Here is a 26,637-nt window from a genome sequence, read left to right as displayed (position 1 = left end):
ACCCCGGTTCACCCGGGGCGTTGTGTTGTCGTCGCGCCACCAAGGCCGCAGGTGGCTGTTTTTTGGCGCTGCTGGCAAGGCTCAATGCCCGTAGACCCCGCCCTGCACGTCCAGCACCCGGCGCGGCGCGGCAGGCGGCTCCAGCGTCATGTCGGGCCCGGCACGCAACCAGCGGCGGGCGAAGACGGCGAAGCTGGCGAGCAGCAGCACATAGAAGCCAGCGAACATCACCATGCTGGCGGTGAGCGTGGAGGGCGCTAGCACCGAAGCCGCCTGATCGGTGCGCAGCAGGCCATCGATGATCCAGGGCTGGCGTCCCACCTCACGCACGGTCCAGCCCATTTCAACCGCCACATAGGGCAGCGGAATGCTCAGCACCCAGGCCCACAGCAGCTTGCGGTTCGCCAGCAGCGCATCGGCCTTGCCGCGCGTCTTGCGCCAGATCCATGCCGTCCAGAAGGCCAGAACAACGAACCAGAAACCGATGCCGACCATGATGCGGAAGGCGTAGAACAGCAGCGGAATCATCGGCGGCTGGTCGGCGCGCGGAATGTCGCGCAGGCCGATGACCTTGCCGGTGGTGGTGTGCGTGGCCAGCACGCTCAACATGTCGGGCAGCTCCAGCGCCCAGTCGTTCTTCTGTGCCGCCTGATTCGGCCACGCCAGCAAGGCCCAGGGCGCGCCCTCGCCAGGCTTGTTGGTGACCCAGTGGCCCTCGATGGCGGCGCCCTTGGCGGGCTGGTCCTTGAACACTGCGCTGCCGCTGGAGTCGCCAATCCACACCTGCAGCGGCGCGATCACCACCAATGCCAGCAACGCGATCTTGAAGGACTTGAGGAAGAATTCGGGGTGGCGCCTGTTCAGCAGGTAGTACGCCGAGATGCCGGCGATGACGAAAGCCCCGGTTTCCAGCGCCGCCACATACATGTGGGATACGCCCCAAACCATGTCGGGGTTGAAGATGGCGGCCGTGTAGTCGCTGACGATCAGTTTGCCGTTTTGCAAGGTCACGCCGGCGGGGGTCTGCATCCAGGAATTGGCCACCATGATCCACAAGGCCGAGAGCGAGGCGCCGAAAGCCACCATGACGGTGGCAAACAAATGCGCGCCACGGCCCACCCTGCCCCAGCCGAACAGCATGATGCCGATGAAGCCGGCTTCCAGCATGAAGGCCATGGCCCCCTCGAAGCCGAGGATGTTGCCGAAGAACTCGCCGGCGAAGTTGGAGAAGCCGGCCCAATTGGTGCCGAACTCCATTTCCATCGGAATGCCGGAGACCACGCCCACCGCGAAATTCAGCACCAGCAACTTGGCCCAGAAGCGCGCATGGCGGTAATACGCGACATCCTTGGTCTTGAGCCACAGCGCTTCCACGATCACCAGGAAAGTGGCCAGGCTGATGGTGAGGATGGGCCAGACGATGTGGAACAGGGCCGTCATCGCGAACTGGGCGCGAGAAAGGTCGATCGCGGTTTGCATGCCGATAGTGCCTCGAGTCAGACGGAAACCCTGCCGCGGAAGTCGACCTCGCCTGGATCAGCTGCGCGGCATCTTGGTGTTTACCCGCATCGCATCGTAATGCGGCCCCTCCTGGCGGTCCGATACCTCGCTGCGTATCCATGACGGGCATGGGCCGATGTTGCCGGCTGCAAGCTGCGACCCCCGTACGTCGCACGATACCGGTCCTTGTTTCCATTCAGGGCGTCTTCGTGCAATCCGGCTCGCCAGGCTCTTATGATTGTTTCCGACCCCGCACCACCCATGACACTGACCTCCATTGGCCGCCCGCCACCCTGCGCGCAGACGAGCCCTGGTCCGCCTGGTCAGAAGTTGCGGCCGCCGGCTTTTCCTGCAATAGGCCTGCCTTGGGGTGTCGCCCCGCTCGCCACCCGCGTCTCGGCGCTGTTCACGCCACCGCTGTACGAGGCGCTGGCGCAGAAATAGCGTGAACAGGCCCTAGCCGAAACCGGTCGCGACGGCTCCGGTGCAAGACACGCCTGGCGCATCCGCACCAAGCGCATGTGCCGCGGAAAAACCAGACGCCTGATCCACGCGCCGCGTGGCCTGGGGAGACAAATCCGCAGCGTGCTGCTACGCTTGCCGGCACAACAACACACTCCCCAAGGAAACGACGGGCCGCTCCCGGGTTTCCTTGGCCTCCTCGGGGGCGGGGCGGCACCGCCGCCCCTGGGGGCACACTGCAGGAGACAAGCATGTCGACAGCCCCCATGGCCGCGAGCGGCCCCAGCGCGTTCGAGTCCGCCACCTACACCAAGGTGGGCTGGCGGCTCATTCCCTTCCTGATGCTGTGCTATTTCGTGGCCTATCTCGACCGCGTCAACGTCGGCTTCGCACAGCTGCAGATGAAATCCGACCTGGGCTTTTCCGACGCCGTCTACGGCTTCGGCGCGGGCATCTTCTTCCTCGGCTATTTCCTGTTCGAGGTGCCGAGCAATCTGGTGCTGCACCGCGTCGGCGCCCGCATCTGGATCGCCCGCATCATGATCACCTGGGGGCTGATCTCCGCCCTCACGATGTTCATCCAGACCCCCACCATGTTCTACGTGGCGCGCTTCCTGCTGGGTCTGGCCGAAGCGGGATTTTTCCCCGGCATCATCCTCTATCTCACCTACTGGTACCCGGCGGCAAAGCGCAGCCAGATGACGGCCTGGTTCATGTCGGCCGTGGCGCTCTCGGGCCTGATCGGCGGGCCGGTTTCGGGCTGGATTTTGCACACCTTCCACGGCCACGCGGGCCTGGCTGGCTGGCAGTGGCTGTTCCTGCTGGAAGGCGCTCCGGCCGTGGTGCTCGGCGTGGTGGTGCTGCTCTTTCTGGATAACGGCATCGCCCAGGCGCGGTGGCTGTCGGACGCCGAAAAGACATTGCTGCAAGACCGCATCGCCAGCGAAGCCCAGACGAAAACCCATGTCTCGGCGCTGCAAGCCATGGCAAGCCCGCGCGTGTGGCTGCTGGCGCTGGTGTATTTCTCGGTGGTGATGGGCTTGTACGGCCTGGGCTTCTGGCTGCCGCTGCTGTTCAAGACCACGGGCGTGAGCGACCCGCTCACCATCGGCTGGCTGGTGGCCATTCCCTACGGCGTGTCCATCATCGCCATGATTCTGGTGGGCCGCCACTCGGATGCGAAGCGCGAGCGCCGCTGGCACGTCGCCATTCCGGCGCTGCTCGGTGCCGTGGGGCTGCTGCTGTCCACGCTGTGGACCGACAACACCCTGGGCGCGGTGCTCACGCTGACCCTGGCCACCTGCGGCATCATGACCGTGCTGCCGCTGTTCTGGAGCCTGCCAACTGCGTTTCTCACCGGCACGGCGGCGGCGGCCGGCATCGCCTTGATCAACGCGCTGGGCAATCTTGCCGGTTTCTTCGGCCCCAGCATCGTCGGCTGGGTGAAGCAGGCCACGCACAGCACCAACGGCGGCATTTTGGTGCTGGCCGGTTTCATGGTGCTGTGTGCGCTGCTGGTGCTGGGCCTGCCGGCGCGCGACATCAACCGCTGAAACACGCGGCTTTCGCGCAAGCTGCGTGCCATCGGCAGCGGCGTCGCGTGAATTTCATCTCGAAGTGCGTCCCCATGACCCCTCATGTCCAACCCAAGGAGCCCCGATGAGCAAGACCAGCAAGACCGCCGTGCCCAAGCTGCACGCCACCTCCAGCAATGTGCAAATCGGCATCGCCGACAAGGACCGCGCCGCCATCGCCCAGGGCCTGTCGCACCTGCTGGCCGACACCTACACGCTCTACCTCACCACCCACAACTTCCACTGGAATGTGACGGGACCGATGTTCAACACCCTGCACATGATGTTCATGACCCAGTACACCGAGCTGTGGAACGCGGTGGACCCGGTGGCCGAGCGCATTCGTGCGCTGGGCTATGCCGCCCCCGGCTCCTACACCGCCTACAGCCAGCTCACCAAGCTGGGCGACGTGCCGCTGATCCCGCCCAAGGCCGAGGACATGATTCGCGTCCTGGTGAAGGGCAACGAAGCGGTGGCAGCCACCGCGCGCGAGTTGCTGCCGCTGACGGAAAAGGCCGGCGACCAGCCCACGACCGATCTGCTGTCGGCACGCATGGACATCCACGAGAAATCGGCCTGGATGCTGCGCTCGCTGCTGGAAGGTTGACGCCTCGCCGGCCGCCAACAGCGGCCGGTGGATGGCGCAGGGAATAATGGCGCCATGCCTCGCCGTCTCCAACTCTGGCTCGACCTCATCCGCTGGAACCGCCCCGCCGGCTGGCTGCTGCTGCTGTGGCCCACCCTCTCGGCCTTGTGGATGGCGGCGGGCGGCTTTCCCGGCTGGACCCTGCTGGCGGTGTTCGTGCTCGGCACCATCCTCATGCGCTCGGCCGGCTGCACCGTGAACGACGTGGCCGACGCCGAGTTCGACCGCCACGTGCGCCGCACCGCGCGCCGCCCCGTCACCAGCGGCGCGGTATCCAAGCGCGAGGCCTTGGTGCTCGGCGCGGCGCTGGCGCTGGCCGCCTTCGGCCTGGTGCTGCTGACCAACGCGCTGACCATCGGCCTGTCGTTCGCCGCGCTGCTCATCGCCATCGCCTACCCGTACACCAAGCGCTGGCTGGCGCTGCCGCAGGCCTTTCTCGGCGTGGCCTTCAGCTTGGGCATCCCGATGGCGTTCGCCGCGGTGCGCGGCGACGTGCCGCTGCTGGCCTGGTGGCTGCTGGCGGGAAACCTGTTCTGGGTGCTGGCCTACGACACCGAGTACGCCATGGTCGACCGCGAGGACGACCTGAAGATCGGCATCAAGACCTCGGCCATCACCTTCGGCCGCATGGACGTGGCCGCGGTGATGGCGAGCTATGCGATCTTCCTGGCGATGTGGCTGGCCGACGGGCTGCAACTGGGATTGGCCTGGCCGTTCGCGCTCGGCCTGCTGGCTGCGGCCGGCATGGCGGCCTGGCACTACACGCTCATCCGCGGCCGCGACCCGGCACGCTGCTTCACCGCCTTCAAGCACAACCACTGGCTGGGCTTCGCCGTGTTCGCCGGCACGGCAACCGCCTACGCGCTGCGCTGAGGTTCTCCTCCCCCACGGCGCGGGGGAGGTCGGGAGGGGCATTCGAAACCCGCGAAGCGCTGCCTTCTCCTCCCCCACCCCGTGGTCGGGAGGGGGAAGGTCTCGTCACGCAAACACTCCCCACCCCAGCCCTCCCCATTCATGGGGAGGGCTGGGGTGCTCAGGGATACAGCCCGCGCTCCGCCCTGGCTTCCAGCACCCGCTCGCAAGCCACGACGAAGGCGGCGGTGCGCAGGGTGACCTTGAGCCGGTCGGCGGTGTCCCAGATGTGGAGGAAAGCGCCGCCGAGAATCTTGTCCAGCCGGGCGTTGATCTCGTCCTCGCTCCAGAAGAAGCTGGAGAAGTCCTGCACCCATTCGAAATAGCTCACCGTCACGCCGCCGGCGTTGCAGATGACGTCGGGCACGACCAGCACGCCGCGCTCGGCGAGGATGTCGTCGGCCCCCGGCAAGGTCGGCCCGTTGGCGCCTTCGAGCACCAGCTTGGCCGTGGTCATGCGGGCGCGCGCCTCGGTGACCTGCCCTTCCAAGGCTGCGGGGATGAGGATGTCGCAGGGCACGCTCCAGAAGTCGTCGGGTGCAATGGCCTGCCCGCCCTTGAAACCGGCCACGCCGCCATGCTGCTGCACATGGGCTTGCAGCGCGGCCACGTCCAGGCCTTGCTCGGCCTGCAGCGCGCCGGTGTGGTCTTGCACCGCCACCAGTTTGGCGCCGGCGTAGGCGAACAGTTCAGCGGCGGTGGAGCCGACATTGCCGAAGCCCTGCACCGCCACGCGCGCGCCTTCCAGCGGCAGCTGGATGCGCCGCGCCGCCTCGCGCCCGGTGACGAACACGCCGCGCCCGGTGGCTTTCACCCGCCCGAGCGAGCCGCCGAGCTGCACCGGCTTGCCGGTGACCACGCCGGTGGCGGTGCCGCCGATGTTCATGGAGTAGGTGTCCATCATCCACGCCATGATCTGGGCGTTGGTGTTGACGTCGGGCGCCGGGATGTCCTGCTGCGGGCCGATGATGATGCCGATCTCGCTGGTGTAGCGCCGCGTCAGCCGCTCGAGCTCCTTGCGCGAGAGCCGCGACGGCTCCACCCGGATGCCGCCCTTGGCGCCGCCGAAGGGCAGGCCCACGGCGGCGTTCTTCACCGTCATCCACGCCGCCAGCGCCATCACCTCTTCCAGCGTGACCTGCGGGTGGTAGCGCACGCCGCCCTTGCCGGGGCCGCGCGAGAGGTTGTGCTGCACGCGATAGCCCTCGAAGTGCTGCACCGTGCCGTCGTCCATCTCGATGGGCACGTCCACGATCAGCGCCCGCTTGGGACGCCGCAGGGTCTCGCCCCAGCGGGCGAGGTCGCCCAGATAGGGCAGCACGCGGTCGACCTGGGCGAGATAGGTCTGCCACGGGCTGTCGGGCTGGGGGTCGATGTAGGACAGGGGATTCTTCGGGCTGGCTTTTTGCAGCATGGCGGTTTCCGTGTAGTGCGGCGCTCGTGGCGCCTTGTGGGTGTGGTGGTGTTGTGAACGGCCGGTCGGGCCACCTCCACTCTACGCCCGGGCCAAGTCCGAATCCACCTCGGTTGCGGCAGCTTGGCTGGATTGACGCATGCCGTTCCCCTCGGCGCCCCACGGCGCGAGGGGAACATCGAGCCGGCTCGGGGCCCTGTCGGGCAGCTACCGGTTCACCGCCTTCAGCGCCGCCTCGGGGTAGCGCGTGCCCTGGGCCGCACCCGGAGGCATGGCCTGATGGATGCGCAGCAGGTCGTCGGTGGACAACGGCACTTTCAGCGCACCCAGGTTCTCCTCCAGGCGGCTGATGCGCCGCGTGCCGGGGATGGGAATGATGTCGTCGCCCTGCGCCAGCAGCCAGGCCAGCGCCAGTTGCGCCGCGGTGCAGCCACGCTCGGCGGCCATGTCGTGCAGGGTGTCGGCCAGGTGCAGATTGGCGGCAATGGCGTCAGCCTGGAAACGCGGCGAATGCAGCCGCCAGTCGCCGGGGCTGAGGTCTTCCTGCTTGCGGATCGCGCCGGTGAGAAAGCCGCGTCCGAGCGGGCTGTAGGCAACGAAGGCGATGCCGAGTTCGCGCACCGTGTCGAGCAGTTCGCCTTCCGGGTCGCGGCTCCATAGCGAGTATTCGGTCTGCAGCGCGGCAATCGGGTGCACCTTGTGGGCACGGCGGATGGTGGCGGGCGCCGCCTCCGACAAACCGAGCCAGCGCACCTTGCCGGCATGCACGAGATCGGCCATCGCCCCCACCGTCTCTTCGATCGGCACCTGCGGGTCCACGCGGTGTTGGTAGTACAGATCGATGACGTCGAACTTGAGCCGGCGCAGGCTGGCGTCGCAGGCCTGGAGCACATACTCCGGGCGGCCGTTGACCCCGGCAAAGCTGCGGTCCGGCCCCCTGACGTTGCCGAACTTGGTGGCCAGCACCGCCTGGTTGCGGCGCCCGCGCAGGGCGCGGCCCAGCAGTTCCTCGTTGTCCCCCGAGCCATACATATCGGCGGTGTCGAGGAAATTCACGCCCAGGTCCAGCGCGCGGTGGATGGTGGCGATCGACGCCGCCTCATCCGCTGGGCCATAAAACTCCGACATACCCATGCAGCCCAGGCCCAGCGCGGACACCAGCGGACCGCTGGTGCCCAGATGTCGCATTTGCATAACCATCACCTCCCAAAATGCCAGGCTCCGAAGCTTGGCGCCCGATGCCTGCATCCTAGGAAAAACCACCTGTTCACGCTGCAACAGTTTGTTTGCAGCCGCCGTGAATGATGATGGGAGGGCGATGCGCGAATGCTCCCAGGTACCGTGGCGTTTGCCGCCTTCGGCGCCCAAGGGCTCGCCATGGGGTGGTGGAATGTTGCCAGTGTCTGTCAGCGGCCACGGTCCCGCCAAGAAAAAGCCCGCCTTGCGGCGGGCGAAAGTCCCGGAGATGAGAGAACAACACAACTTGTTCACGCTTCATCTAGCAGATTGCGTGCCAGCTTGTGCCGCACGCGTGCGGCAGCGCGGCTGAGGGGTCAGGTGCAGGAGGTTGGCAGGTACGCGGTGGCGATGGGCTGGCTGCCGCCGGAGACGCAGGTCCAGGCGATGGCGCCGGCGCTGGTGCGGGCGGAGAGCAGCAAGGTGCTGCCCAGGATGTCGCTGTTGGCCTTGCGGCCGTACTGAACCTGAATCACGCCGGCGCTGCGCATGGTGACGTTGCTGACGTAGTTGCCCTGGATGGTGCCGGGCAGGTTGAGCGAGGCATTGCTCGCCGGCAGATAGCCTTTCTGCCCGTAAAAGTCCCCCAGGGCCAGCTTGGCGCCACCCGCAAGGGAGAGCCCCTCGGAGACCTGGGCGCGAATCACATAGGTTTGATAGGCGGGAATGGCGATGGCGGCGAGGATGCCGATGATGGCGACCACGATCATCAACTCGATGAGCGTGAAACCCCCGCTGGCGCTGCGGCGTCGGTTTCGTCGCGGGTGTGGACGCTTGGCTTGCAGCATGGCTGCCTCTGATCTTGGTTTGGATATGGGGTAGCGCTGGACACGCCGCTGGTCCCCAGGTGGGTGCACTGGGCGGGCAGCAAGAGTTGCGCCATGCGGAAATTAGGACTGGACGTGCAACTTGTCACAAAAACGTCGAATTTTTGCGCCGGAAGCCCGTACGGCATGGCCATGTTTTGTCACACTCCGACCGATTTCGCGCATGAATGCGACATAAAGCGTCAGCCGGCTGCGCCGAGCCCCGCATGCTTCGCGAGGGCACGCGCCAGGGCCAACAGCGAACCTTCGGGCCGCTCCAACTCGTGCAGGATGTCGAAGTGGTTGCGCCCGGGCAGCGCGTGGAACTGCGCCGGCTCGCCTGCGGCCTGGAGCGCTGCGGCATAGGCACGGCTCTGGCGCTGCAGTTCAGGCAGTTCGGCCGCGCCGACGGCCACCTCGGTGATGCGACCGGGCCGGATGCGGCGCTGCGGACTGCACTCGGCGATCTCGTCCTCGCTGAGTTGCAAGGCGTCGTTGAGGGCGCCACGCGCAATCGGCGCCAGCTCGAACAGACCGCTGATGGCGAGCACCGCGGCCACCGCCGGGTGGGCACGGTGCATGGCGGCCAGATGACCGCCGGCCGAATGCCCAGCCAGCACGATGCGCGGCGGCTGCCCCTGCGGCTGGCCGAGCCAAGGGTGGGACTGCAGCGCGTCCAGCAGCAAACCGACTTCGGCGACGATGTCGGGCATGCGCACCTGCGGCGCCAGGGTGTACTCGCCCAGCACCACATGGAAGCCGGCTGCCAGCGGGCCGGTGGCGATGCAGGCGAAATCATCCTTGCTGCGCCATTGCCAGTAGCCGCCGTGGAGAAAGGCGAGGATGGGCGCGGCATTGGCGGCGCCGGCCGCTCGCACTGGCTGCGCGGGCGCAAACCAGTCGAACACCTGGCGCGGACCCGGGCCGTAAGGGATGTTGCACCTGCAGTCATGCTGCGCGTACGCGGCGTGGCTGCGTCCCAGCAAATCGTGCAGCAAGGACTGCGCGTTGGACACGGCAGCGGAGTTGTCGTAGGCGGCGCTGTATTGCTCGCGGGTTTGCAGCGGCTCGGACATGGGGTCGGGCATGGACGCAGACATGGGCTGGAATATGGGGCGCAGCAAGGCGGGAGGCAAGGCGCATGGCCAAAGCCGAAATTGTGCGCGCCAGGCCAGGCGGTTTCAGGCCAGGGCCGATTGCCACCCATTGCGATTGGCCGCTGCAGACCTTCTGACTACACTTGACGTATACGTCAATTCGGTCCCGACCTTCCAGGCCCGCGCTCCCCATGGCCAAACCGCTGCCACCCCGCTACACCATCGCCGAACTGGCGCGCGAGTTCGAGCTCACGCCGCGCGCGATTCGCTTCTACGAGGAAGCGGGCTTGCTCCAACCCGAACGCGAGGGACGGCAGCGGGTGTACTCGCAAGGTGACCGCACGCGCCTGAAACTCACGCAGCGCGGCAAGCGCCTGGGGCTGAGTCTGGCGGAGATCAAGGAACTGGTGACGATGTACGAGTCGCCCCGCGACACAGTGCCGCAACTGCGCCGCTTCCTGGACGTCCTGGGCGCGCACCGCCGCGACATCGAGGAGCGCATGGCCGAACTGCAAACCACGCTGGATGAGATTGGCGGCCATGAAGCCGAGACTCGCGCCCTGCTGGCGAAACAAGGCGCCAGAGAGGTCCGGTAGGGGGCAACGCGCGACATCCGCCTCATCCGGCTGCTACGATTGCCGTTAACGTAAACGTCAATCAAATTCTCCATCAACGCGACCATCCATCCGCACCTGCCACCATCCCGGGCACCGAACCATGCAGCAGCCACCCACCGAAACCCAGGGCGCGCAGGAAGCCGCCGCTGCGCTTTCCCCGACGCAGGACGCCGCCGTGCGGCAGAGCTTTGCGCGCCAAGGCCTGATGCGGCATTGGGACGCGAGCATCGAGCATCTGGCGCATGGCAGGGCCGACATCCGGCTGCCGCACTCCGAGCGCGTGAGCCAGCAGCAGGGCAGCTTTCACGGTGGGGCGATGGGCGCGCTGGCCGACATTGCCGCCGGCTACGCCGCGATGACCGTCGCGCCCGAAGGCCTGGAGGTGGCCACGGTGGAGTACAAGATCAATTTCCTGGCGGCCTGCAGCGGCGGCACGTTGCTGGCGCGGGGGCGGGTGGTGCGCGCCGGCCGGCGCATCATCATCACGGCGGCGAACGTGGTTCACCAGGCCGACGATGGCCGCGAGACGCTGTGCGCCGTGATGCAACAGACCATCATGCCGGTGACGAAAAGCTATTGAGCACCACCGCCCGGAGGCGCGCGGCAAACAACGCACGCCACGCACAAGACGATACCCAAGGAGACTCGCGATGAACCTGCCCGGACTGGACTTTCAACTCGGCGAAGACATTGACGCGCTGCGCGAGGCCGTGCGCAACTTTGCGCAGGCCGAGATCGCGCCGCGCGCGGCGGACATCGACCGCAGCGACCAGTTCCCCATGGACCTCTGGCGCAAGTTCGGCGACCTCGGCCTGCTCGGCGTGACCGTGCCGGAGTTGGAGGGCGGCAGCGGCATGGGCTATCTGGCTCACATGGTGGCGATGGAAGAAATCTCCCGCGCCAGCGCTTCGGTGGCCTTGAGCTACGGCGCGCATTCCAATCTCTGCGTCAACCAGATCCGGCGCAACGGCAATGCCGCGCAGAAGGCGCGCTACCTGCCCAAGCTCCTGTCGGGCGAGCATGTGGGCGCGTTGGCCATGAGCGAGCCGGGCGCGGGCAGCGACGTGGTCGGCATGAAGCTGCGCGCCGACAAGCGCGGCGATGCCTACGTGCTCAATGGCACCAAGATGTGGATCACCAACGGGCCCGACGCGCACACCCTGGTCGTGTATGCCAAGACCGATCTGGCCGCGGGCAGCAAGGGCATCACCGCCTTCATCGTGGAGAAGGGATTCAAGGGCTTTTCCGTGGCGCAAAAGCTCGACAAGCTCGGCATGCGCGGCAGCCATACCGGCGAGTTGGTGTTCCAGGACGTCGAGGTACCCGCCGAGAACGTGCTGGGCAGCGTGGGCGGCGGCGCGAACGTGCTGATGAGCGGGCTGGATTATGAGCGCGCGGTGCTGGCTGGGGGGCCGGTGGGCATCATGCAGGCGGTGATGGACAACGTCGTGCCCTACGCGCATGAACGCAAACAGTTCGGCCAGGCGATTGGCGAATTCCAGCTCATCCAGGCCAAGCTGGCCGACCTCTACACCACGCTGCAAGCCGGGCGCAGCCTGCTCTACATGGTGGGCAAAAACCTCGACGCCCTAGGCGACGGCCACGCCAGAGGCGTGCGCAAGGACTGCGCCGCGGTCATTCTCTGGTGCGCCGAAAAAGCCACCTGGATGGCGGGCGAAGGCATCCAGATTTTCGGTGGCAACGGCTATATCAGCGACTACCCGCTGGGGCGGCTGTGGCGCGACGCCAAGTTGTACGAAATTGGCGCCGGCACGTCCGAGATCCGCCGCATGCTGATCGGGCGGGAACTGTTCGCGCAAACGGCCTGAGTCGATGGCTGCGCTCATGCCAAGCGTGTCACGCCATCTGCGGCTGGGTCTGCGGTGCCGGCACCAGGCCCACGGCGTCGAACGCGGCCTCCAGCCGACGCACGGCGGCGGGTACGTCGGCCCATTTGTCCAGGCCGAACAAGCCGAGGCGGAAGCTCATGAAATCGGCCGGCTCGTCGCAGGCCAGGGGCACGCCCGCGGCGATTTGCAGGCCAGCGGCGGCGAACTTCCTGGTGTTCTGGATCTCGGGGTCGCGGGTGTAGCTCACCACCACGCCTGGAGCTTGAAAACCAACTGCCGCCACGCTTTTCACGCCACGGCGTTCCAGCGAGGCACGCACCGCGCGGCCGAGTTCGATCTGCGCCGCCTTGAGCTTGGGCAGGCCGATGGCGAAGGCTTCGCGCATGACATCGCGGGTCTGCTCCAGTGCCTGGGTGGGCATGGTGGCATGGTAGGCATGGCCGCCCTTGACGTAGGCCTGCATGATCTGCTGCCACTTCTTCAGGTCGCAGGTGAAGCTGTCGCTCTGGGTGGTGTCGAGCTTGGCCACGGCGCGCTCGCCCAGCATGGCGAAGCCGCAGCAGGGCGGGCCGCTCCAGCCTTTTTGCGGCGCGCAGACGAGCACGTCCACCAGGTTGTCCTGCATGTCCACCCACATCGCGCCGGAAGCGATGCAGTCGAGCACGAACAGACCGCCGACTTCGCGCACCGCCGTGCCGATGGCGCGCAGATGGTCGTCGGGCAAGATCATGCCGGCGGAGGTTTCCACATGCGGCGCGAACACCACGGCGGGGCGCTCGCGGCGAATGGCGGCGACCACCTCGGCGATGGGCGCGGGGGCGAAGGGCGACTCGCTGGCCTCGGCGGTGCGGCGTGCCTTGAGCACCGTCACCTTGTCGCTGAGTTTGCCCATCTCGATGATTTGCGACCAGCGGTAGCTGAACCAGCCGTTGCGCACGATGAGCGCGCTCTGGCCTTGCACGAACTGGCGCGCCACGGCTTCCATCGCGAAGCTGCCGCTGCCCGGCACGATCACGGCTTCGTGCGCGTTGTAAGCGGTTTTCAGCATGTCGGACAGATCGCGCATGACCTGCTGGAAGCGCTTGGCCATGTGGTTGAGCGAGCGGTCGGTGTAGACGACCGAATATTCCAGCAGGCCGTCGGGGTCGACATCGGGAAGCAGTCCGGGCATGGCGTGTCTCCTGAAAGTGTGAAGATGAATGATGGGGCTGACCGGGCATGGCGCACCGTGCGGCTCGCCGCACCTGCCTTGCGTTGTGCTGCGGCGCAGCGGGCCAGCCTGTCCAACTCAAGGGCGTTCAGCCTAGCACGCAGGCTGCCGCGGGGCATGGCGCCCGGCCCTGTTCCTGAAACTGAAACGCGGGCGCGGGTACAGTCGGAGAGGTTCTTGTTTTGTGGGCGCGCCCGATGAACCAATTTCCACCCCGGCTGGATTCGCATGTCGCGTTCGCCATCGCCCGCGCCATGCTCGACGGCTTCAACAAGCATTACCGCCTGTTCCGTGAGGTCAGCCGCGAGGCCAAGGCGCGGTTCGAGGCGGCCGACTGGGCCGGGCAGCAGCGGGCGCAGCGCGAGCGCATCGCCTTCTACGACACCCGGGTGGACGAAGCCACCGAACGGCTGCAGACCGAGTTCGACGCCGGACATCTGGACACGGCCATCTGGCACCAGGCCAAGCTGCATTACATCGGCCTGCTGACCAACCATCTGCAACCCGAGCTGGCCGAAACCTTCTTCAATTCGGTGACGACCAAGATCCTGCACCGGCAGCATTTCCACAACGACATCCTGTTCGTGCGCCCGGCCCTGTCCACCGAATACATCGAGTACGACGAGCCGGCCGCGCAACCCACCTTCCGCGCCTACTACCCCACACGCGAAACCCTGCGCGACACGCTGGTGCGTATCATCCACAACCACCAGCTGCAGCGCCCGTTCGAGAACCTGGAGCGCGACATCGACCAGGTGCTGGAGGCCGTGGAGCGGCGGCTGGAGGGCGCGCGGCTGCGCAGCAATTTCCAGATCCAGGTGCTGTCCTCGCTGTTCTACCGCAACAAGGGCGCCTATGTGGTGGGCAAGATCATCAACGGCTTCTGGGAGTTCCCGCTGGCGCTGCCCATCCTGCACGACGCGCGCGGCCGGCTCGTCATCGACACCGTGCTGCTGCACGAGGACGACCTGCTGCTGCTGTTCTCCTTCGCCCGCGCCTACTTCATGGTGGACATGGCGGTGCCCTCGGCCTATGTGCAGTTTTTGCGCACGCTGATGCCGCGCAAACCGCGTTCCGAACTGTACAGTGCGCTCGGCCTGGCCAAGCAGGGCAAGACCTTGTTCTACCGCGACTTCCTCTACCACTTGCGGCATTCGAGCGACCGCTTCACCACCGCCCCGGGCATCAGGGGCATGGTGATGCTGGTGTTCACCCTGCCCTCGTTTCCCTTCGTGTTCAAAGTCATTCGCGACTTCTACCCCGCCCCGAAAGACACCACGCGCGAGAAGATCAAGGCCAAGTATCTGCTGGTGAAGCAGCACGACCGCGTGGGCCGCATGGCCGACACGCTGGAGTATTCCAACGTGGCCTTCCCGCGCGAGCGCTTCGATGCCGAGCTGATCGCCGAACTCAAGGCCACTTGCGCCTCGCTGGTGGAAGAGGAAGGCGACTTGCTCATCATTCGCCATTGCTACATCGAGCGGCGCATGATTCCGCTGAACATCCACCTGCAGGAAGCCACGCCGGCGCAACTGGAAGCGGCGGTGATCGACTACGGCAACGCCATCAAGGACCTGGTGGCGGCGAATATTTTCCCGGGCGACATGCTGTGGAAAAACTTCGGCATCACGCGCCACGGCAAGGTGGTGTTCTACGACTACGACGAGATCGAATACATCACCGACTGCAACTTCCGCCACGTGCCCGCGCCGCGCTGCGAAGAAGACGAAATGGCCGCCGAGCCCTGGTACCCGGTGGGCCCGCACGACATCTTTCCCGAAACCTTCGGCACCTTCCTGCTCGGCAACCCCAAGGTACGCGAGGTCTTCATGCGCCACCACGCCGATCTGCTCGACGCCGCGTACTGGCAGCAGCAACAGCAGCGCACGCGCGATGGCCATGTGTTCGACGTGTTTCCGTATGACACGACGCGCCGCTTCGGCCATCGGCATGCGCAGTCCGCGTCCGCGCCGGTGGGCGCGGCACCCCTTTCAACAACCGCTCTGGAGGCATCATGAATTCCGATCCCATCGTCATTGTTTCCGCCGCGCGCACCCCCATCGGGGGGCTGCTCGGCGACTTCGCCGCCGTCCCCGCCTGGGAGCTCGGCGCCACGGCCATCGCGGCTGCCGTGCAACGTGCCGGCATTGCCGGCGACGCCGTGAACGAAGTCCTCATGGGCAATTGCCTCATGGCCGGCCAGGGCCAGGCCCCGGCGCGGCAGGCCGCGCTCAAGGCCGGACTGCCGCAATCCGCCGGGGCCGTGACGCTGTCGAAAATGTGCGGCTCGGGCATGCGGGCGATGATGTTCGCCCACGACATGCTGGCCGCGGGTTCGGCCGATGTGATGGTGGCCGGCGGCATGGAGAGCATGACCAACGCGCCCCACCTGGCCTTCGTCCGCAAGGGGGTGAAGTACGGCGCCACCCAGTTCTACGACCACATGGCGCTCGATGGCCTGGAAGACGCCTACGAGCGTTCGCCAAGCGGCGGCGGCAAGGCGATGGGCGTGTTCGCCGAAAGCTGCGTCAGCAAGTACAGCTTCAGCCGCGCCGAGATGGACGCCTTCGCCATCGCCTCCACCGAGCGCAGCAAGAAAGCGAACGAGGACGGCAGCTTCGACTGGGAAATGGCGCCGGTCACCGTGGCGGGTCGTGGCGGTTCCGGAAGCCCCCACGCTCTCGCCGTCTTGGGGCGGCCCGGCGACGGCGAGGTCCAAATCAACCGCGACGAGCAGCCGTTCAAGGCCAAGCTCGACAAGATTCCCGGCTTGAGGCCCGCGTTCAAGAAAGACGGCGCCATCACTGCCGCCACCTCGTCGAGCATTTCCGACGGCGCAGCCGCCTTGGTGCTGATGCGCCAATCCACCGCCGCCAAGCTGGGCTGCAAGCCCATCGCCCGCATCGTCTCGCATGCGGTGCACGCGCAGGCGCCGGAGTGGTTCACCACCGCGCCGGTGGGCGCGATCCAGAAGCTGCTGGACAAATCCGGCTGGAAGGCGGCCGACGTGGACTTGTGGGAAGTCAACGAGGCCTTCGCCGCCGTCACCATGGCGGCGATGCGCGAATTCAGCCTGCCGCACGACATCGTCAACGTGCATGGCGGTGCGGTGGCGCTGGGCCACCCCATCGGCGCGAGTGGCGCGCGCATCGTCGTCACCCTGCTGGGCGCACTGCGCAAGCGTGGGCTCAAAAAAGGCGTGGCCGCGCTGTGCATCGGCGGCGGCGAGGCCACCGCCATGGCGGTGGAACTGCTGTGAACAAACACATCAGCTCCGGCTCCAGCTTCGAGACCCTTGCCGGCTATAGCCGCGCCGTGGTCGATGACCGCTATGTGCATGTCTCCGGCACCACGGGTTTCGACTACGCCGCCATGACCATCAGCGACGACGCGGCGGAGCAAACCCGGCAATGCTTTCGCAATATCGCCGCCGCCTTGCGCGAGGCTGGCTGCACGCTGGACGATGTGGTGCGGGTGCGCTACCTGCTGACCGACGCCGCCTTGTTCGACCAGCTCGCGCCCATCTTCGGCCGGCACTTTGCCCATGCGCGCCCGGCCGCGACGGCGCAAATCTGCGGCTTGATCGACCCTCGCATGCGCATCGAAATCGAAGTGACCGCCAAGCTGCCCGACTGACATGCTGCTCTCCGACGACCACCGACTCATCCGCGACGCGGTGCGCGACTACGCGCAAGCGGAAATCGCGCCGCACGCCGCCGCCTGGGCGCGCGAGGCCCGCTTCCCACGCCAGGCCTTGCAAGGCCTGGCCGCGCTCGGCTGCCTGGGCATTGCCGTGCCAACACAATGGGATGGCGCCGGGCTGGACTATCTGGCGCTGGCGCTGGCGATCGAGGAAATTGCCGCCGCCGACGGCGCCACCAGCACCATCGTCAGCGTCAACAACTGCCCGGTGTGTTCGATCTTGATGGCCTGGGGCAGCGAGGCGCAGAAAGAGCGCTGGCTCAAGCCGGTGGCGCGCGGCGAGACGATCGGGGCGTTCGCGCTGACCGAGCCGCAAGCGGGGTCGGATGCGTCCAACCTGCGCACGACCGCGAGGCATGCGCCCCCGGAAGCCCGCGAGCGGTCTTCGCCCCCCGAGGGGGCGCGGCAGGCCTGGGGCGTCCCGGCGCTTGCCGCGCGCGCCGGCGACCACTACGTGCTCGACGGCGTCAAGCAGTTCATCACCAGCGGCAAGCACGGCGGTGTCGCCATCGTGCTGGCGGCCACCGACCGGGCTGCGGGCAAGAAGGGCATCAGCGCTTTCATCGTGCCCACCGATGCGCCGGGTTATGTCGTGGAGCGCTTGGAACACAAGACCGGGCAGACCGCAAGCGACACCGCGCAGATCCGCTTCGACGCCTGCCGCGTGCCACTGGAAAACCGCATCGGCGCCGAAGGCGAAGGCTACAAGATCGCGCTCTCCGGTCTGGAAGGCGGGCGCATCGGCATTGCGTCGCAGGCGGTGGGCATGGCGCGTGCGGCGTTCGAGGCGGCCTTGCGCTACGCCCGCGAGCGCAGCGCGTTCGGCAAGCCGATCGTCGAGCATCAGGCGGTGCAGTTCCGGCTGGCGGACATGGCGATGCAGATCGAGGCGGCGCGGCAGCTGGTGTGGCACGCGGCCAGCCTGAAAGATGCCGGCCAGCCTTGCCTGAAAGAAGCCGCGATGGCCAAGCTGTTGGCCAGCACCATGGCCGAGCGCGTGTGCAGTGACGCCATGCAGATCCACGGCGGTTACGGCTATGTGGAAGACTTCCCCGTCGAGCGCATCTGGCGCGACGTGCGGGTTTGCCAGATTTACGAAGGCACCAGCGATGTGCAGAAAATGCTCATCGCCCGCGCGCTATAACGTCGGGAACAGCCCCCCCCCGGAGATTCGCCATGCCCGTCAGCCCCATCACCTTTTATTTCGACTTCACCTCGCCCTACTCCTACCTCGCCAGCACCCGCATCGAGGCGCTGGCGGCGAAGCACGACCGTGGCATCGAATGGGTGCCCATCCTGCTGGGGCCGGTGTTCGCCGCAACGGGCGCCAAGGCGCTGGTGGACCAGCCGATCAAGGGCGACTACGCCCTCATCGACATCCCGCGCTCGGCCCGTTTTCTCGGCGTGCCCTATCGCCATCCCGAGCGCTTCCCCGTGGCCACCTATCAGGCCGCGCGCGTGGTCATCGGGTTGCAACGGGAGCACCCCGACAAGGCCGCGCCCTGGGTGCATGCCTGCTTCGACGCCTACTTTGCGCACAACCGCAACATCAGCGACATGCCGGTGCTGCACGAGCTGGCGCGGAAACTGGGATTGGAGCCGGCGCAGGTGGATGCATGGTGCGGCGATGCGCAGATCAAGGCCCAGCTCAAGGCGAATGTCGATCGCGCGCTGCAAAGTGGCGTGTGCGGCGCGCCATTTTTCGTGGTGGACGACGAGCCTTTCTGGGGCGTGGACCGCCTGCCCCAACTCGACGCCTGGCTGACGGCGAGATTCTGAAGTCTTGCCATCATCCAACCAGACGGTGCCCGAGCGCCGCACCCGAACCCTGGAGACAACCATGACCGACGTTCTCACCACCAGCTATGCCTGCGGCGACAAGCCCGCGCCGCTCATCACCCAGACCCTGGGCGATTTCTTCGATGCGATGGCCGCGCGCCAGGGTGAGCACGAGGCGCTGGTGTCGCGCCACCAGGGCCTGCACCTGAGCTACGCCGAACTCAAGCGCGAGGTCGACCGGCTCGCCAGCAGCCTGTTGCGCAGCGGCCTGCGCAAGGGCGACCGCGTCGGCATCTGGGCGCACAACGGCGTGGAATGGGTGCTGATGCAACTGGCCACGGCCAAGGTTGGCGTGATCCTGGTGAACATCAACCCGGCTTACCGCACATCGGAAGTGGAGTACGCGCTGAACAAGGTGGGCTGCCGCGCGCTGGTGACGATGACGCGTTTCAAGACCAGCGACTATCTGGCCATGCTGCGCGAACTCGCGCCGGAGCTTGCCACTTGCGCCCCGGGTGGACTGCGCGCCGCGCGCCTGCCGGATTTGCGCCTCGTGGTGCATCTTGGCCTGGAAGCCGAACCCGGCATGCTGCGCTTCGCCGACTGGCTCGCGCAAGGCAGCGGCGCCGACCCGATGGTGGCGCAGGCGGCGGCGCAGCTGGCCGCGTTTGACCCCATCAACATCCAGTTCACCAGCGGCACCACCGGCTTCCCCAAAGGCGCCACGCTGACCCACAGCAACATCCTGAACAACGGCTATTTCATCGGCGAGGCCATGCGCCTCACCGCGGCCGACCGGCTGTGCATTCCAGTGCCGCTGTACCACTGCTTCGGCATGGTGCTGGGCAACCTGGCCTGCCTCACGCATGGCGCCACCATCGTTTATCCGAACGATGGGTTCGACCCTTTGCTCACCCTGCAGACCGTGCAGGAAGAGGCCTGCACCGGACTGCATGGCGTGCCCACCATGTTCATCGCCATGCTCGACCATCCGCGCTTCGCGGAGTTCGACATGGGCACGCTGCGCACCGGCATCATGGCCGGCAGCCCCTGCCCGACCGAGGTGATGAAACGGGTGGTGCGCGATATGCACTTGAGCGAGATCACCATCGCTTACGGCATGACCGAAACCGCGCCGGTGAGCTGCCAAAGTTCCACCGACACGCCGCTGGACAAGCGCGTCAGCACCGTCGGCCAGGTGCAGCCGCATCTGGAGGTGAAGATCATCGACCCGCAAACCAGGGCCACCGTGCCACCCGGCACGCCGGGCGAGCTCTGCACCCGCGGCTATTCGGTCATGCACGGCTATTGGGGCGATGCGGAGAAGACGCAAGAGGCCATCGACCCCGAGGGCTGGATGCACACCGGCGACCTGGCGACGATGGACGCCGAGGGCTATGTGAACATCGTCGGCCGCATCAAGGACATGGTGATCCGCGGCGGCGAGAACATTTATCCACGCGAGGTGGAGGAATTTCTCTATCGCCACCCGATGGTGCAGGACGTGCAGGTGGTGGGCGTGCCCGATGCGAAGTACGGCGAGGAGTTGTGCGCCTGGATCATCGCCAAAGCTGGCACGTCTCCCACGGGCGACGACATCCGCGAGTTCTGCAAAGGCCAGATCGCGCACTACAAGATCCCGCGCCACATCCGCTTCGTGCAGAGCTTTCCAATGACCATCACCGGCAAGGTGCAGAAATTCAAGATTCGCGAAGCCATGCAGCGGGAGTTGGGCGTGCAGCCGGAGCGCACGGCCTGAATCCGGCTCGACAACTTCAGGCCATACGGCCAGCGGCCAACCAGCCAACCAGCCAACCAGCAATTCCTTGCCTCCCCCAGGACCGAATTCCCGCCATGCCCCGTCTTGAATCCAGCATCGACCTCCGCAGCGCCGCCTTCGCCGCGAATGCACAAACCATGCGCGCGTTGCTCGACGACTTGCGCGCCAAGCTGGCCGTGGCCGCCCTGGGCGGCGGCGAGGCCGCGCGGGCCAAGCACACCGCGCGCGGCAAGCTGCTGCCGCGCAGCCGCGTGGCCGCTTTGCTCGATCCCGGCACGCCTTTCCTGGAGTTCTCGGCGCTGGCGGCGCTGGGCCTGTACGACGACGCCGCGCCGGGCGCGGGCATCATCACCGGCATCGGCCGCATCCAAGGGCGCGAGTGCGTGGTGGTGTGCAACGACGCCACGGTGAAGGGCGGCACCTATTACCCGATGACGGTGAAAAAGCATCTGCGCGCACAAGACATCGCCCGCGAAAACCGCTTGCCCTGCATCTATCTGGTGGACTCGGGCGGCGCCAATCTGCCCAATCAGGACGAGGTGTTTCCCGACCGCGACCACTTCGGCCGCATCTTCTACAACCAGGCGACGATGAGCGCTGCGGGTGTGCCGCAGATTGCGGTGGTGATGGGTTCGTGCACCGCGGGCGGCGCTTATGTGCCGGCGATGAGCGACGAGTCGGTCATCGTCAAGGGCCAGGGCACCATCTTCCTCGCCGGCCCGCCGCTGGTGAAAGCCGCCATCGGCGAAGTGGTGAGCGCCGAAGACTTGGGCGGCGCCGACGTGCACACGCGGCTCTCGGGCGTGGCCGACCACTACGCCCACGACGACACCGAGGCGCTGGCGATCACCCGCCGCATCGTCGGCCACCTGGCCGCCGCAGCCGCCAAGCGCCAGGGGCTGGAGTTGCGCGAACCACGCGAGCCCGCCTACCCGGCCGAGGAACTGCACGGCCTGGCGCCGCTGGATTTGCGCAAGCCGCTGGACGTGCGCGAGATCATCGCCCGCATCACCGACGGCTCGGAACTCGACGAATTCAAGGCGCGCTACGGCACCACCCTGGTGTGCGGCTTCGCCCACATCCAGGGCATGCCGGTGGGCGTCGTCGCCAACAACGGCATTTTGTTTTCCGAGTCGGCGCTGAAGGGTGCGCACTTCATCGAGCTGTGCTGCCAGCGCCGCGTGCCGCTGGTGTTCCTGCAGAACATCACCGGCTTCATGATCGGCAAAAAAGCCGAGAACGAAGGCATTGCCCGCAACGGCGCGAAGATGGTGACCGCCGTGGCCTGCGCCGCGGTGCCGAAGTTCACGGTCATCATCGGCGGCAGTTTCGGTGCCGGCAACTACGGCATGTGCGGCCGCGCCTACGGCCCGCGCCAGCTCTGGATATGGCCCAACGCGCGCATCAGCGTGATGGGCGGCGAGCAGGCGGCCAGCGTGCTGGCCACGGTGCGGCGCGACGGCATCGAGGCCAAGGGCGGCGCCTGGAGCGCGGCGGAGGAGGAAGCCTTCAAGGCGCCCATCCGCGACCAATACGAAACCCAGGGTCACCCCTACCACGCCACCGCCCGGCTGTGGGACGACGGCATCATCGACCCCGCCGAAACCCGCCGCGCCCTGGCGCTGGGGCTGTCGGCAGCGCTCAATGCGCCGATCCCCGAAACCCGCTTCGGGGTGTTCCGGATGTGAGGCGGAAGCCTACAATGTGTACAAATCCATCATTTCATACACATCATGCGCACGAACATCGACATCGACGACGCACTCATGGACGCGGCGATGCGCGCCGGCCCGTTCAAGACCAAGAAGGACGCGGTGGAGGCCGGCTTGAAGCTGCTGCGCAGGCAGGCGGCCTACCGCGACCTGCTCGCCCTGCGCGGCAAGCTGCGCTGGGAAGATCCCTTGGCCGCGGATGCCGCGCCGCCCATGGTGCAGGCATCGCGCAACGCCCACGGCCCCGCGGCGACCCGGGGCAAGGCGGCGGAATGATCCTGGTGGACACCTCGGTGTGGATCGATTTTTTCAACGGCCGCACCACCCGGCAGACCGACCAGCTCGCGTGGCTGCTCGAAGACATGGCGCCGCTGGCCGTGGCCGACCTGGTGCTGTTCGAAGTGTTGCGCGGTTTCCGCCACGAGCGCGACCACCTCGCCGCGCGCAAGACCCTGGCCGCATTGAGCACGGTGGACATCGGCGGCGAGCACAACGCCCTGCAAGCCGTGCAGCACGACCGCCTGCTGCGCGCGATGGGCTGCACCATCCGCAGCCCCATCGACATCCTGCAAGCCAGCTACTGCATCGAGCACGACCACGCCCTGCTGCACGACGATGCCGACTTCGACGCGATGGAAGACCTGCGCGGCCTCAAGGTCTGGCGGCACTGATCCATACACATCCCCTGCCCTGCAAACGCACACTCAGACCATGTTCCTCATCCTGCTGAAGTACATCCGCCCGCTCGACCAGGTCGAAGTCCACCTCGCCGCGCACCGCGAATACCTGCGCCGCCGCTACGCCGACGGCGGCTTCCTCATGTCCGGCCGCATGGAGCCGCGCACCGGCGGCGTGATCCTGGCGCAGGCCGCGAGCCGCGGCGCGGCCGAGGCCATGATGCACGAGGATCCCTTCTACACGGCAGGCGTGGCCGAATACACCCTGGTGGAATTCCACCCCACCATGACCGCGCCCGCACTGGCGCAGTTCAAGGCGCATTGAGCCCGCTGCCGCCCCCGTCGCCACCGATCCATGGAGCCTCGACCATGACCAACCTGCGCAACCATCTACGCACCATGGCCCGCTACCACGCCTGGGCCACGCGCAAGCTGCTCGACGAGCATGTGGCCGCGCTGCCGGAGGCCGATTACCGGCGCGATTGCGGGCTGTTTTTCAAGAGCGTGCACGGCACCTTGAACCATCTGCTGGTCGGCGAGCACCAGTTGTGGTTCAGCCGCTTCGCGCTCGGCATTTCGCCAAGCGGCATCGCGCTCGACCAGGAAGCCGAGCCCGATCGCGCCCTGCTGGCCCCACGCCTGCTCGCCGCGGCGCAGGCGTGGGGACCGTTCATCGAAGCCTTGCCGGAAGACCGCTTCTCAGGCGCGTTCAACTACACCAGCAGCAAGGGCGTGCCGGTGACCGCGCCTTATGCCGCCACCCTGGCGCATGTGTTCAACCACGGCACCCACCATCGCGGCCAGATCACCGCCGCACTGACGATGATGGGCCACGCCTGCCCCGAACTCGACCTGATTTACATGCTGCAGGCCGAGCGCCGCCAACAGGAGCAGCAACAGCAATGAGCGCAGCACCCATCCACCTTTCCCGCAGCGGCGCCGTGGCCAGCGTGCGGCTGGCGCGCCCCGAGGTGCGCAACGCCTTCGACGCCGCCACCATCGCCGCGCTGCACGCCGCCTTCATCGAACTCGGCGCCGAGGCGCAGGTCCGCGTCATCGTGCTGGCGGCGGAAGGCCCGGCCTTCTGCGCCGGCGCCGACCTGAACTGGATGCGCGAGATGGCCGGCTACAGCGACGCCGAGAACCGCGACGACGGGCTCAAGCTCGCCCGCATGCTGCGCGCCATCGCCGATTGCCCCAAGCCCGTGATCGCGCGGGTGCAGGGCGACGCCTTCGCCGGCGGCGTGGGCCTGGTGGCGGCGTGCGATCTGGCCGTGGCGCTGCAGTCCGCCCGCTTTTGCCTGAGCGAGGTCAAGCTCGGGCTGATTCCCGCCACCATCGCCCCGCATGTGCTGCGGGCGATGGGGCCGCGCGCGGCGCAGCGCTACAGCCTCACCGCCGAGGTCTTCGACGCTCCCACGGCGCGGCAGACGGGCCTGATCCACGAGGTCGCGACGGACGCCGCCGCGCTCGATGCCCAGGTGCAACAATGGTGTGCGGCGCTGCTGGCCGCCTCGCCGCAGGCGCTGGCTGCCGCCAAGCGGCTGTTGGCCGACGTGGCGCACCGCCCGCTGAACGAGGCGCTGCTGGCCGACACCGCAGTACGCATTGCCGAAGCCCGCGCCAGCACCGAAGGGCGCGAAGGCATCGCCGCCTTCCTCGCCAAGCGCAAACCCTCCTGGGCGCAGCCCTCCTGAATTCGTCTCTCAAACCGCCATGACCACGACCACCTCTTCCTCCTGGACTCCCGCGCGCATCGAAGCCCTGCTCGCCCTGCCCCTACCCGAACTGATGTGGCAGGCGCAGCAGACGCATCGGGCCCACTTCGACCCCACCGAGGTGCAACTCTCCTCGCTGCTGTCGATCAAGACCGGCGGCTGCCCGGAAGACTGCGGCTACTGCCCGCAGTCCGCCCACCACGAAGGCGGCGTGAAAGCCGACAAGCTGATGGACGCCGACCTCGTGCTCGCCAACGCCCAAGCGGCGAAGGACGCCGGCGCCAGCCGCTTCTGCATGGGCGCCGCGTGGCGCGAGCCCAAGGACCGCGACATCGACAAGGTGGCCGCCATCGTCGAAGGCGTCAAGGCCATGGGCCTGGAAACCTGCATGACCCTGGGCATGCTCAACGCCCAGCAGGCGCAGCGCCTGGCCGACGCCGGGCTGGACTACTACAACCACAACCTCGACACCTCGCCCGAGTTCTACGGCAGCATCATCACCACCCGCACCTATCAGGAACGGCTGGATACCCTGCACGCGGTGCGCGAGGCCGGCATGCACGTATGCTGCGGCGGCATCGTCGGCATGGGCGAGAGCCGGCGCGACCGCGCGGGCCTGCTGGCGCAGCTCGCCTGGCTCGACCCCTACCCGGAATCCGTGCCCATCAACTCCCTGGTGCGCGTGGCCGGCACGCCGCTGGAGAGTGCGCCCGACCTCGACCCCTTCGAGTTCGTGCGCACCGTGGCCGCCGCGCGCATCACCATGCCGAAGGCCTGGGTGCGGCTGTCTGCCGGACGCAAGGAACTGGGCGACGGCATCCAGGCGCTGTGTTTCCTCGCCGGCGCCAATTCCATCTTCTACGGCGACACCCTGCTGGTGACCGGCAATGCCGATGTCGACGCGGACCGGGCCTTGTTCGCGCGGCTCGGGCTGCGGGCCACGGGCGTGCAGGCCGCTGCGCCGCAAGCTGCCCCGGCTCCACGTCGCGTCATTCCGATGCAGACCGCGCTTTGACGCTTGGATCCACGCAGGCCAGCGCCGCCATGACCCCGCCCGCATCCGACACCCTTCAACTGCTCGCGCTCGCCGCCGCGCTCGGCTGGGCCAGCGGCTTTCGCGCTTTTCTCGTGCTGTTCGCCGTTGGCGTGGCGGGGCTGGCCGGCTGGGTCCATCTGCCGGGCGGGCTGCAAGTGCTCGCCAGTCCGGTGGCGGTGGGCATCACCGGCGTGCTGGCGCTGGCCGAGTTCATCGGCGACAAGATTCCGGGCGTCGACAGCCTGCTCGACTTCATCTCCACGCTCTTGCGCATTCCCATGGGCGCCTTGCTCGCGGCCAGCGTGTTCGGGCTCGACCACGGCTTCGTCGCCGCACTGGCGGCAGCGGCTGGTGGCAGCCTGGCTGCCGTGAGCCACGGCACCAAGCTCACCACCCGCGCCGCCATCAACACCTCGCCCGAACCGTTCTCGAATGTGGGCGCCTCGTTCGGCGAAGACGCGCTGGTGCTCGGCGGCCTGTGGCTGTCTTGGGCGCACCCGCTGGTGTTCTTCGCCGCCCTGGTGCTGGTCCTCATCGCCATGGTGTGGCTGGCGCGCAAGAGCTTTCGCTTCGTCCGCAGCCTGCTCGGCAAGATGGTGCGCCTGTTCAGCGGCCGCCCCGAACCCGGCCCGCCCATGCCGCCCGCCCCCTCGCCGCGCCCGCTGCCGCCGATGCACGATGTGACCGATGTGCATGTTCAAGACAAGCCTTGAGCTGTAAAAGTCAACCATCGGGTTCGCAAACAATTCTTCTTTTCTGAGGCCTGCTGAGATGTTCTCGAAAGTGCTCATCGCCAATCGCGGCGACCAGCGCCCCCGCAGGGGGCGCGCAGCGGCGCAGCCAAACCGGCTGCAGGCGCGCAGCGCCGCGGCAGGCGATCTCGCCGCGCACAGACTGGAGGTCCGCTGA

General features: G+C 67.2%; 28 protein-coding genes. 22 read left to right on the top strand and 6 right to left on the bottom strand.

Annotated features, from left to right (window positions below):
- Window positions 1-81: 81 nt before the first annotated feature.
- Window positions 82-1,479, bottom strand: coding sequence for a cytochrome ubiquinol oxidase subunit I (locus THIX_RS04315; protein ID WP_112485201.1), 1,398 nt, complete (start codon window positions 1,477-1,479; stop codon window positions 82-84).
- A 282-nt stretch (window positions 1,480-1,761) separates the two neighbouring features.
- On the opposite strand from THIX_RS04315, the gene THIX_RS22870 reads away from it, so the two are divergent.
- The 4 genes from THIX_RS22870 to ubiA all read left to right on the top strand — a co-directional run bounded on the left by THIX_RS22870 (window position 1,762) and on the right by ubiA (window position 5,055).
- Window positions 1,762-1,944 carry a hypothetical protein gene (locus tag THIX_RS22870; RefSeq protein ID WP_146748443.1) on the top strand — a complete coding sequence of 61 codons (183 nt, stop codon included), beginning with the start codon at window positions 1,762-1,764 and terminating at the stop codon, window positions 1,942-1,944.
- 269 nt (window positions 1,945-2,213) lie between these two features.
- Window positions 2,214-3,515 carry an MFS transporter gene (locus THIX_RS04310; RefSeq protein WP_112485199.1) on the top strand — a complete coding sequence of 434 codons (1,302 nt, stop codon included), beginning with the start codon at window positions 2,214-2,216 and terminating at the stop codon, window positions 3,513-3,515.
- 106 nt (window positions 3,516-3,621) lie between these two features.
- Window positions 3,622-4,143 carry a Dps family protein gene (locus THIX_RS04305; RefSeq protein WP_112485196.1) on the top strand — a complete coding sequence of 174 codons (522 nt, stop codon included), beginning with the start codon at window positions 3,622-3,624 and terminating at the stop codon, window positions 4,141-4,143.
- Window positions 4,144-4,197: 54 nt separating this feature from the next.
- Window positions 4,198-5,055, top strand: a complete 858-nt coding sequence (gene ubiA / locus THIX_RS04300) for a 4-hydroxybenzoate octaprenyltransferase (RefSeq protein ID WP_112485194.1) — start codon at window positions 4,198-4,200, stop codon at window positions 5,053-5,055.
- A 160-nt stretch (window positions 5,056-5,215) separates the two neighbouring features.
- Here the strand turns inward: ubiA and THIX_RS04295 are convergent, their stop codons facing one another.
- From THIX_RS04295 to THIX_RS04280, 4 genes are all read right to left on the bottom strand, one after another.
- Window positions 5,216-6,508, bottom strand: coding sequence for a Glu/Leu/Phe/Val dehydrogenase (locus THIX_RS04295; RefSeq protein WP_112485192.1), 1,293 nt, complete (start codon window positions 6,506-6,508; stop codon window positions 5,216-5,218).
- A gap of 207 nt (window positions 6,509-6,715) precedes the next feature.
- Window positions 6,716-7,702, bottom strand: a complete 987-nt coding sequence (locus THIX_RS04290) for an aldo/keto reductase (RefSeq protein WP_112488153.1) — start codon at window positions 7,700-7,702, stop codon at window positions 6,716-6,718.
- 359 nt (window positions 7,703-8,061) lie between these two features.
- Window positions 8,062-8,532 (bottom strand): pilin, encoded by a 471-nt coding sequence (locus THIX_RS04285; RefSeq protein WP_112485191.1) that lies wholly within the window; start codon window positions 8,530-8,532, stop codon window positions 8,062-8,064.
- Window positions 8,533-8,753: 221 nt separating this feature from the next.
- Window positions 8,754-9,650 carry an alpha/beta hydrolase gene (locus tag THIX_RS04280; protein WP_371412873.1) on the bottom strand — a complete coding sequence of 299 codons (897 nt, stop codon included), beginning with the start codon at window positions 9,648-9,650 and terminating at the stop codon, window positions 8,754-8,756.
- Window positions 9,651-9,838: 188 nt separating this feature from the next.
- On the opposite strand from THIX_RS04280, the gene THIX_RS04275 reads away from it, so the two are divergent.
- The 3 genes from THIX_RS04275 (at window position 9,839) to THIX_RS04265 (ending at window position 12,093) form a co-directional block, all read left to right on the top strand.
- Window positions 9,839-10,243 (top strand): MerR family DNA-binding transcriptional regulator, encoded by a 405-nt coding sequence (locus THIX_RS04275; protein ID WP_112485189.1) that lies wholly within the window; start codon window positions 9,839-9,841, stop codon window positions 10,241-10,243.
- A 121-nt stretch (window positions 10,244-10,364) separates the two neighbouring features.
- The gene (locus THIX_RS04270; protein ID WP_112485186.1) at window positions 10,365-10,844 is read left to right on the top strand and encodes a PaaI family thioesterase; all 480 of its coding nucleotides are present in this window, start codon (window positions 10,365-10,367) and stop codon (window positions 10,842-10,844) included.
- Window positions 10,845-10,914: 70 nt separating this feature from the next.
- Entirely contained in the window at window positions 10,915-12,093 is a 1,179-nt protein-coding gene (locus THIX_RS04265; protein WP_112485184.1) for an isovaleryl-CoA dehydrogenase, read from the top strand.
- A gap of 28 nt (window positions 12,094-12,121) precedes the next feature.
- Here the strand turns inward: THIX_RS04265 and THIX_RS04260 are convergent, their stop codons facing one another.
- The gene (locus THIX_RS04260) at window positions 12,122-13,285 is read right to left on the bottom strand and encodes an alanine--glyoxylate aminotransferase family protein (protein ID WP_112485182.1); all 1,164 of its coding nucleotides are present in this window, start codon (window positions 13,283-13,285) and stop codon (window positions 12,122-12,124) included.
- A 236-nt stretch (window positions 13,286-13,521) separates the two neighbouring features.
- Between THIX_RS04260 and aceK the strand changes: the two genes are divergently transcribed.
- The 15 genes from aceK to THIX_RS23310 all read left to right on the top strand — a co-directional run bounded on the left by aceK (window position 13,522) and on the right by THIX_RS23310 (window position 26,637).
- Window positions 13,522-15,342, top strand: a complete 1,821-nt coding sequence (gene aceK / locus THIX_RS04255; RefSeq protein WP_112485180.1) for a bifunctional isocitrate dehydrogenase kinase/phosphatase — start codon at window positions 13,522-13,524, stop codon at window positions 15,340-15,342.
- Window positions 15,339-16,583, top strand: a complete 1,245-nt coding sequence (locus THIX_RS04250) for an acetyl-CoA C-acyltransferase (RefSeq protein WP_112485178.1) — start codon at window positions 15,339-15,341, stop codon at window positions 16,581-16,583. Before aceK ends, THIX_RS04250 begins: the two co-directional genes overlap by 4 nt.
- Window positions 16,580-16,960, top strand: coding sequence for a RidA family protein (locus THIX_RS04245; protein WP_112485176.1), 381 nt, complete (start codon window positions 16,580-16,582; stop codon window positions 16,958-16,960). Before THIX_RS04250 ends, THIX_RS04245 begins: the two co-directional genes overlap by 4 nt.
- A 1-nt stretch (window position 16,961) precedes the next feature.
- Complete coding sequence (locus THIX_RS04240) at window positions 16,962-18,170, top strand: acyl-CoA dehydrogenase family protein (RefSeq protein WP_112485174.1); 1,209 nt, start codon at window positions 16,962-16,964, stop codon at window positions 18,168-18,170.
- Between the two features lie 32 nt (window positions 18,171-18,202).
- Entirely contained in the window at window positions 18,203-18,805 is a 603-nt protein-coding gene (locus THIX_RS04235; RefSeq protein WP_112485172.1) for a 2-hydroxychromene-2-carboxylate isomerase, read from the top strand.
- Window positions 18,806-18,866: 61 nt separating this feature from the next.
- The gene (locus tag THIX_RS04230; RefSeq protein WP_112488151.1) at window positions 18,867-20,564 is read left to right on the top strand and encodes an AMP-binding protein; all 1,698 of its coding nucleotides are present in this window, start codon (window positions 18,867-18,869) and stop codon (window positions 20,562-20,564) included.
- Window positions 20,565-20,659: 95 nt separating this feature from the next.
- Window positions 20,660-22,273 (top strand): carboxyl transferase domain-containing protein, encoded by a 1,614-nt coding sequence (locus THIX_RS04225; protein WP_112485170.1) that lies wholly within the window; start codon window positions 20,660-20,662, stop codon window positions 22,271-22,273.
- Between the two features lie 45 nt (window positions 22,274-22,318).
- On the top strand, window positions 22,319-22,573 hold the full coding sequence (locus THIX_RS04220) for a type II toxin-antitoxin system VapB family antitoxin (RefSeq protein ID WP_112485168.1): 255 nt from the start codon (window positions 22,319-22,321) through the stop codon (window positions 22,571-22,573).
- Window positions 22,570-22,968 (top strand): PIN domain nuclease, encoded by a 399-nt coding sequence (locus tag THIX_RS04215; protein WP_112485166.1) that lies wholly within the window; start codon window positions 22,570-22,572, stop codon window positions 22,966-22,968. The genes THIX_RS04220 and THIX_RS04215 overlap by 4 nt, the downstream gene beginning before the upstream one ends.
- A gap of 40 nt (window positions 22,969-23,008) precedes the next feature.
- Window positions 23,009-23,299: a YciI family protein gene (locus tag THIX_RS04210; RefSeq protein ID WP_112485164.1), complete on the top strand. Its 291-nt coding sequence runs from the start codon at window positions 23,009-23,011 to the stop codon at window positions 23,297-23,299.
- A 44-nt stretch (window positions 23,300-23,343) separates the two neighbouring features.
- A complete protein-coding gene (locus THIX_RS04205) occupies window positions 23,344-23,880 on the top strand; it encodes a DinB family protein (RefSeq protein WP_112485162.1) in 537 nt (178 codons plus the stop codon).
- Window positions 23,877-24,671 (top strand): enoyl-CoA hydratase-related protein, encoded by a 795-nt coding sequence (locus THIX_RS04200; protein WP_112485160.1) that lies wholly within the window; start codon window positions 23,877-23,879, stop codon window positions 24,669-24,671. Before THIX_RS04205 ends, THIX_RS04200 begins: the two co-directional genes overlap by 4 nt.
- Before the next feature lie 19 nt (window positions 24,672-24,690).
- Window positions 24,691-25,707 carry a biotin synthase BioB gene (gene bioB, locus THIX_RS04195; RefSeq protein ID WP_112485158.1) on the top strand — a complete coding sequence of 339 codons (1,017 nt, stop codon included), beginning with the start codon at window positions 24,691-24,693 and terminating at the stop codon, window positions 25,705-25,707.
- Between the two features lie 29 nt (window positions 25,708-25,736).
- Window positions 25,737-26,441, top strand: coding sequence for a DUF4126 domain-containing protein (locus THIX_RS04190; RefSeq protein WP_112488150.1), 705 nt, complete (start codon window positions 25,737-25,739; stop codon window positions 26,439-26,441).
- A 58-nt stretch (window positions 26,442-26,499) separates the two neighbouring features.
- Window positions 26,500-26,637 carry a hypothetical protein gene (locus tag THIX_RS23310; protein ID WP_158540796.1) on the top strand — a complete coding sequence of 46 codons (138 nt, stop codon included), beginning with the start codon at window positions 26,500-26,502 and terminating at the stop codon, window positions 26,635-26,637.

It is taken from the genome of Thiomonas sp. X19 (assembly GCF_900089495.1).
GTDB lineage: Bacteria > Pseudomonadota > Gammaproteobacteria > Burkholderiales > Burkholderiaceae_C > Thiomonas_A.
The sequence above is the reverse complement of the archived record's forward strand: the minus strand, read 5'-3'. Positions and strand labels throughout refer to the sequence as shown.

Bases quoted from the DNA above. Each gene is read 5' to 3' on its own strand.
- THIX_RS04290 (WP_112488153.1), bottom strand. From the start codon at position 7,702: ATGCAAATGCGACATCTGGGCACCAGCGGTCCGCTGGTGTCCGCGCTG.
- THIX_RS04265 (WP_112485184.1), top strand. From the start codon at position 10,915: ATGAACCTGCCCGGACTGGACTTTCAACTCGGCGAAGACATTGACGCG.
- THIX_RS22870 (WP_146748443.1), top strand. From the start codon at position 1,762: ATGACACTGACCTCCATTGGCCGCCCGCCACCCTGCGCGCAGACGAGC.
- THIX_RS04260 (WP_112485182.1), bottom strand. From the start codon at position 13,285: ATGCCCGGACTGCTTCCCGATGTCGACCCCGACGGCCTGCTGGAATAT.
- THIX_RS04190 (WP_112488150.1), top strand. From the start codon at position 25,737: ATGACCCCGCCCGCATCCGACACCCTTCAACTGCTCGCGCTCGCCGCC.
- THIX_RS04250 (WP_112485178.1), top strand. From the start codon at position 15,339: ATGAATTCCGATCCCATCGTCATTGTTTCCGCCGCGCGCACCCCCATC.
- THIX_RS04310 (WP_112485199.1), top strand. From the start codon at position 2,214: ATGTCGACAGCCCCCATGGCCGCGAGCGGCCCCAGCGCGTTCGAGTCC.
- THIX_RS04280 (WP_371412873.1), bottom strand. From the start codon at position 9,650: ATGTCTGCGTCCATGCCCGACCCCATGTCCGAGCCGCTGCAAACCCGC.
- aceK (WP_112485180.1), top strand. From the start codon at position 13,522: ATGAACCAATTTCCACCCCGGCTGGATTCGCATGTCGCGTTCGCCATC.
- bioB (WP_112485158.1), top strand. From the start codon at position 24,691: ATGACCACGACCACCTCTTCCTCCTGGACTCCCGCGCGCATCGAAGCC.
- THIX_RS04270 (WP_112485186.1), top strand. From the start codon at position 10,365: ATGCAGCAGCCACCCACCGAAACCCAGGGCGCGCAGGAAGCCGCCGCT.
- THIX_RS04315 (WP_112485201.1), bottom strand. From the start codon at position 1,479: ATGCAAACCGCGATCGACCTTTCTCGCGCCCAGTTCGCGATGACGGCC.
- ubiA (WP_112485194.1), top strand. From the start codon at position 4,198: ATGCCTCGCCGTCTCCAACTCTGGCTCGACCTCATCCGCTGGAACCGC.
- THIX_RS04205 (WP_112485162.1), top strand. From the start codon at position 23,344: ATGACCAACCTGCGCAACCATCTACGCACCATGGCCCGCTACCACGCC.
- THIX_RS04220 (WP_112485168.1), top strand. From the start codon at position 22,319: ATGCGCACGAACATCGACATCGACGACGCACTCATGGACGCGGCGATG.
- THIX_RS23310 (WP_158540796.1), top strand. From the start codon at position 26,500: ATGTTCTCGAAAGTGCTCATCGCCAATCGCGGCGACCAGCGCCCCCGC.
- THIX_RS04235 (WP_112485172.1), top strand. From the start codon at position 18,203: ATGCCCGTCAGCCCCATCACCTTTTATTTCGACTTCACCTCGCCCTAC.
- THIX_RS04230 (WP_112488151.1), top strand. From the start codon at position 18,867: ATGACCGACGTTCTCACCACCAGCTATGCCTGCGGCGACAAGCCCGCG.
- THIX_RS04210 (WP_112485164.1), top strand. From the start codon at position 23,009: ATGTTCCTCATCCTGCTGAAGTACATCCGCCCGCTCGACCAGGTCGAA.
- THIX_RS04215 (WP_112485166.1), top strand. From the start codon at position 22,570: ATGATCCTGGTGGACACCTCGGTGTGGATCGATTTTTTCAACGGCCGC.
- THIX_RS04305 (WP_112485196.1), top strand. From the start codon at position 3,622: ATGAGCAAGACCAGCAAGACCGCCGTGCCCAAGCTGCACGCCACCTCC.
- THIX_RS04225 (WP_112485170.1), top strand. From the start codon at position 20,660: ATGCCCCGTCTTGAATCCAGCATCGACCTCCGCAGCGCCGCCTTCGCC.
- THIX_RS04200 (WP_112485160.1), top strand. From the start codon at position 23,877: ATGAGCGCAGCACCCATCCACCTTTCCCGCAGCGGCGCCGTGGCCAGC.
- THIX_RS04275 (WP_112485189.1), top strand. From the start codon at position 9,839: ATGGCCAAACCGCTGCCACCCCGCTACACCATCGCCGAACTGGCGCGC.
- THIX_RS04295 (WP_112485192.1), bottom strand. From the start codon at position 6,508: ATGCTGCAAAAAGCCAGCCCGAAGAATCCCCTGTCCTACATCGACCCC.
- THIX_RS04240 (WP_112485174.1), top strand. From the start codon at position 16,962: ATGCTGCTCTCCGACGACCACCGACTCATCCGCGACGCGGTGCGCGAC.
- THIX_RS04285 (WP_112485191.1), bottom strand. From the start codon at position 8,532: ATGCTGCAAGCCAAGCGTCCACACCCGCGACGAAACCGACGCCGCAGC.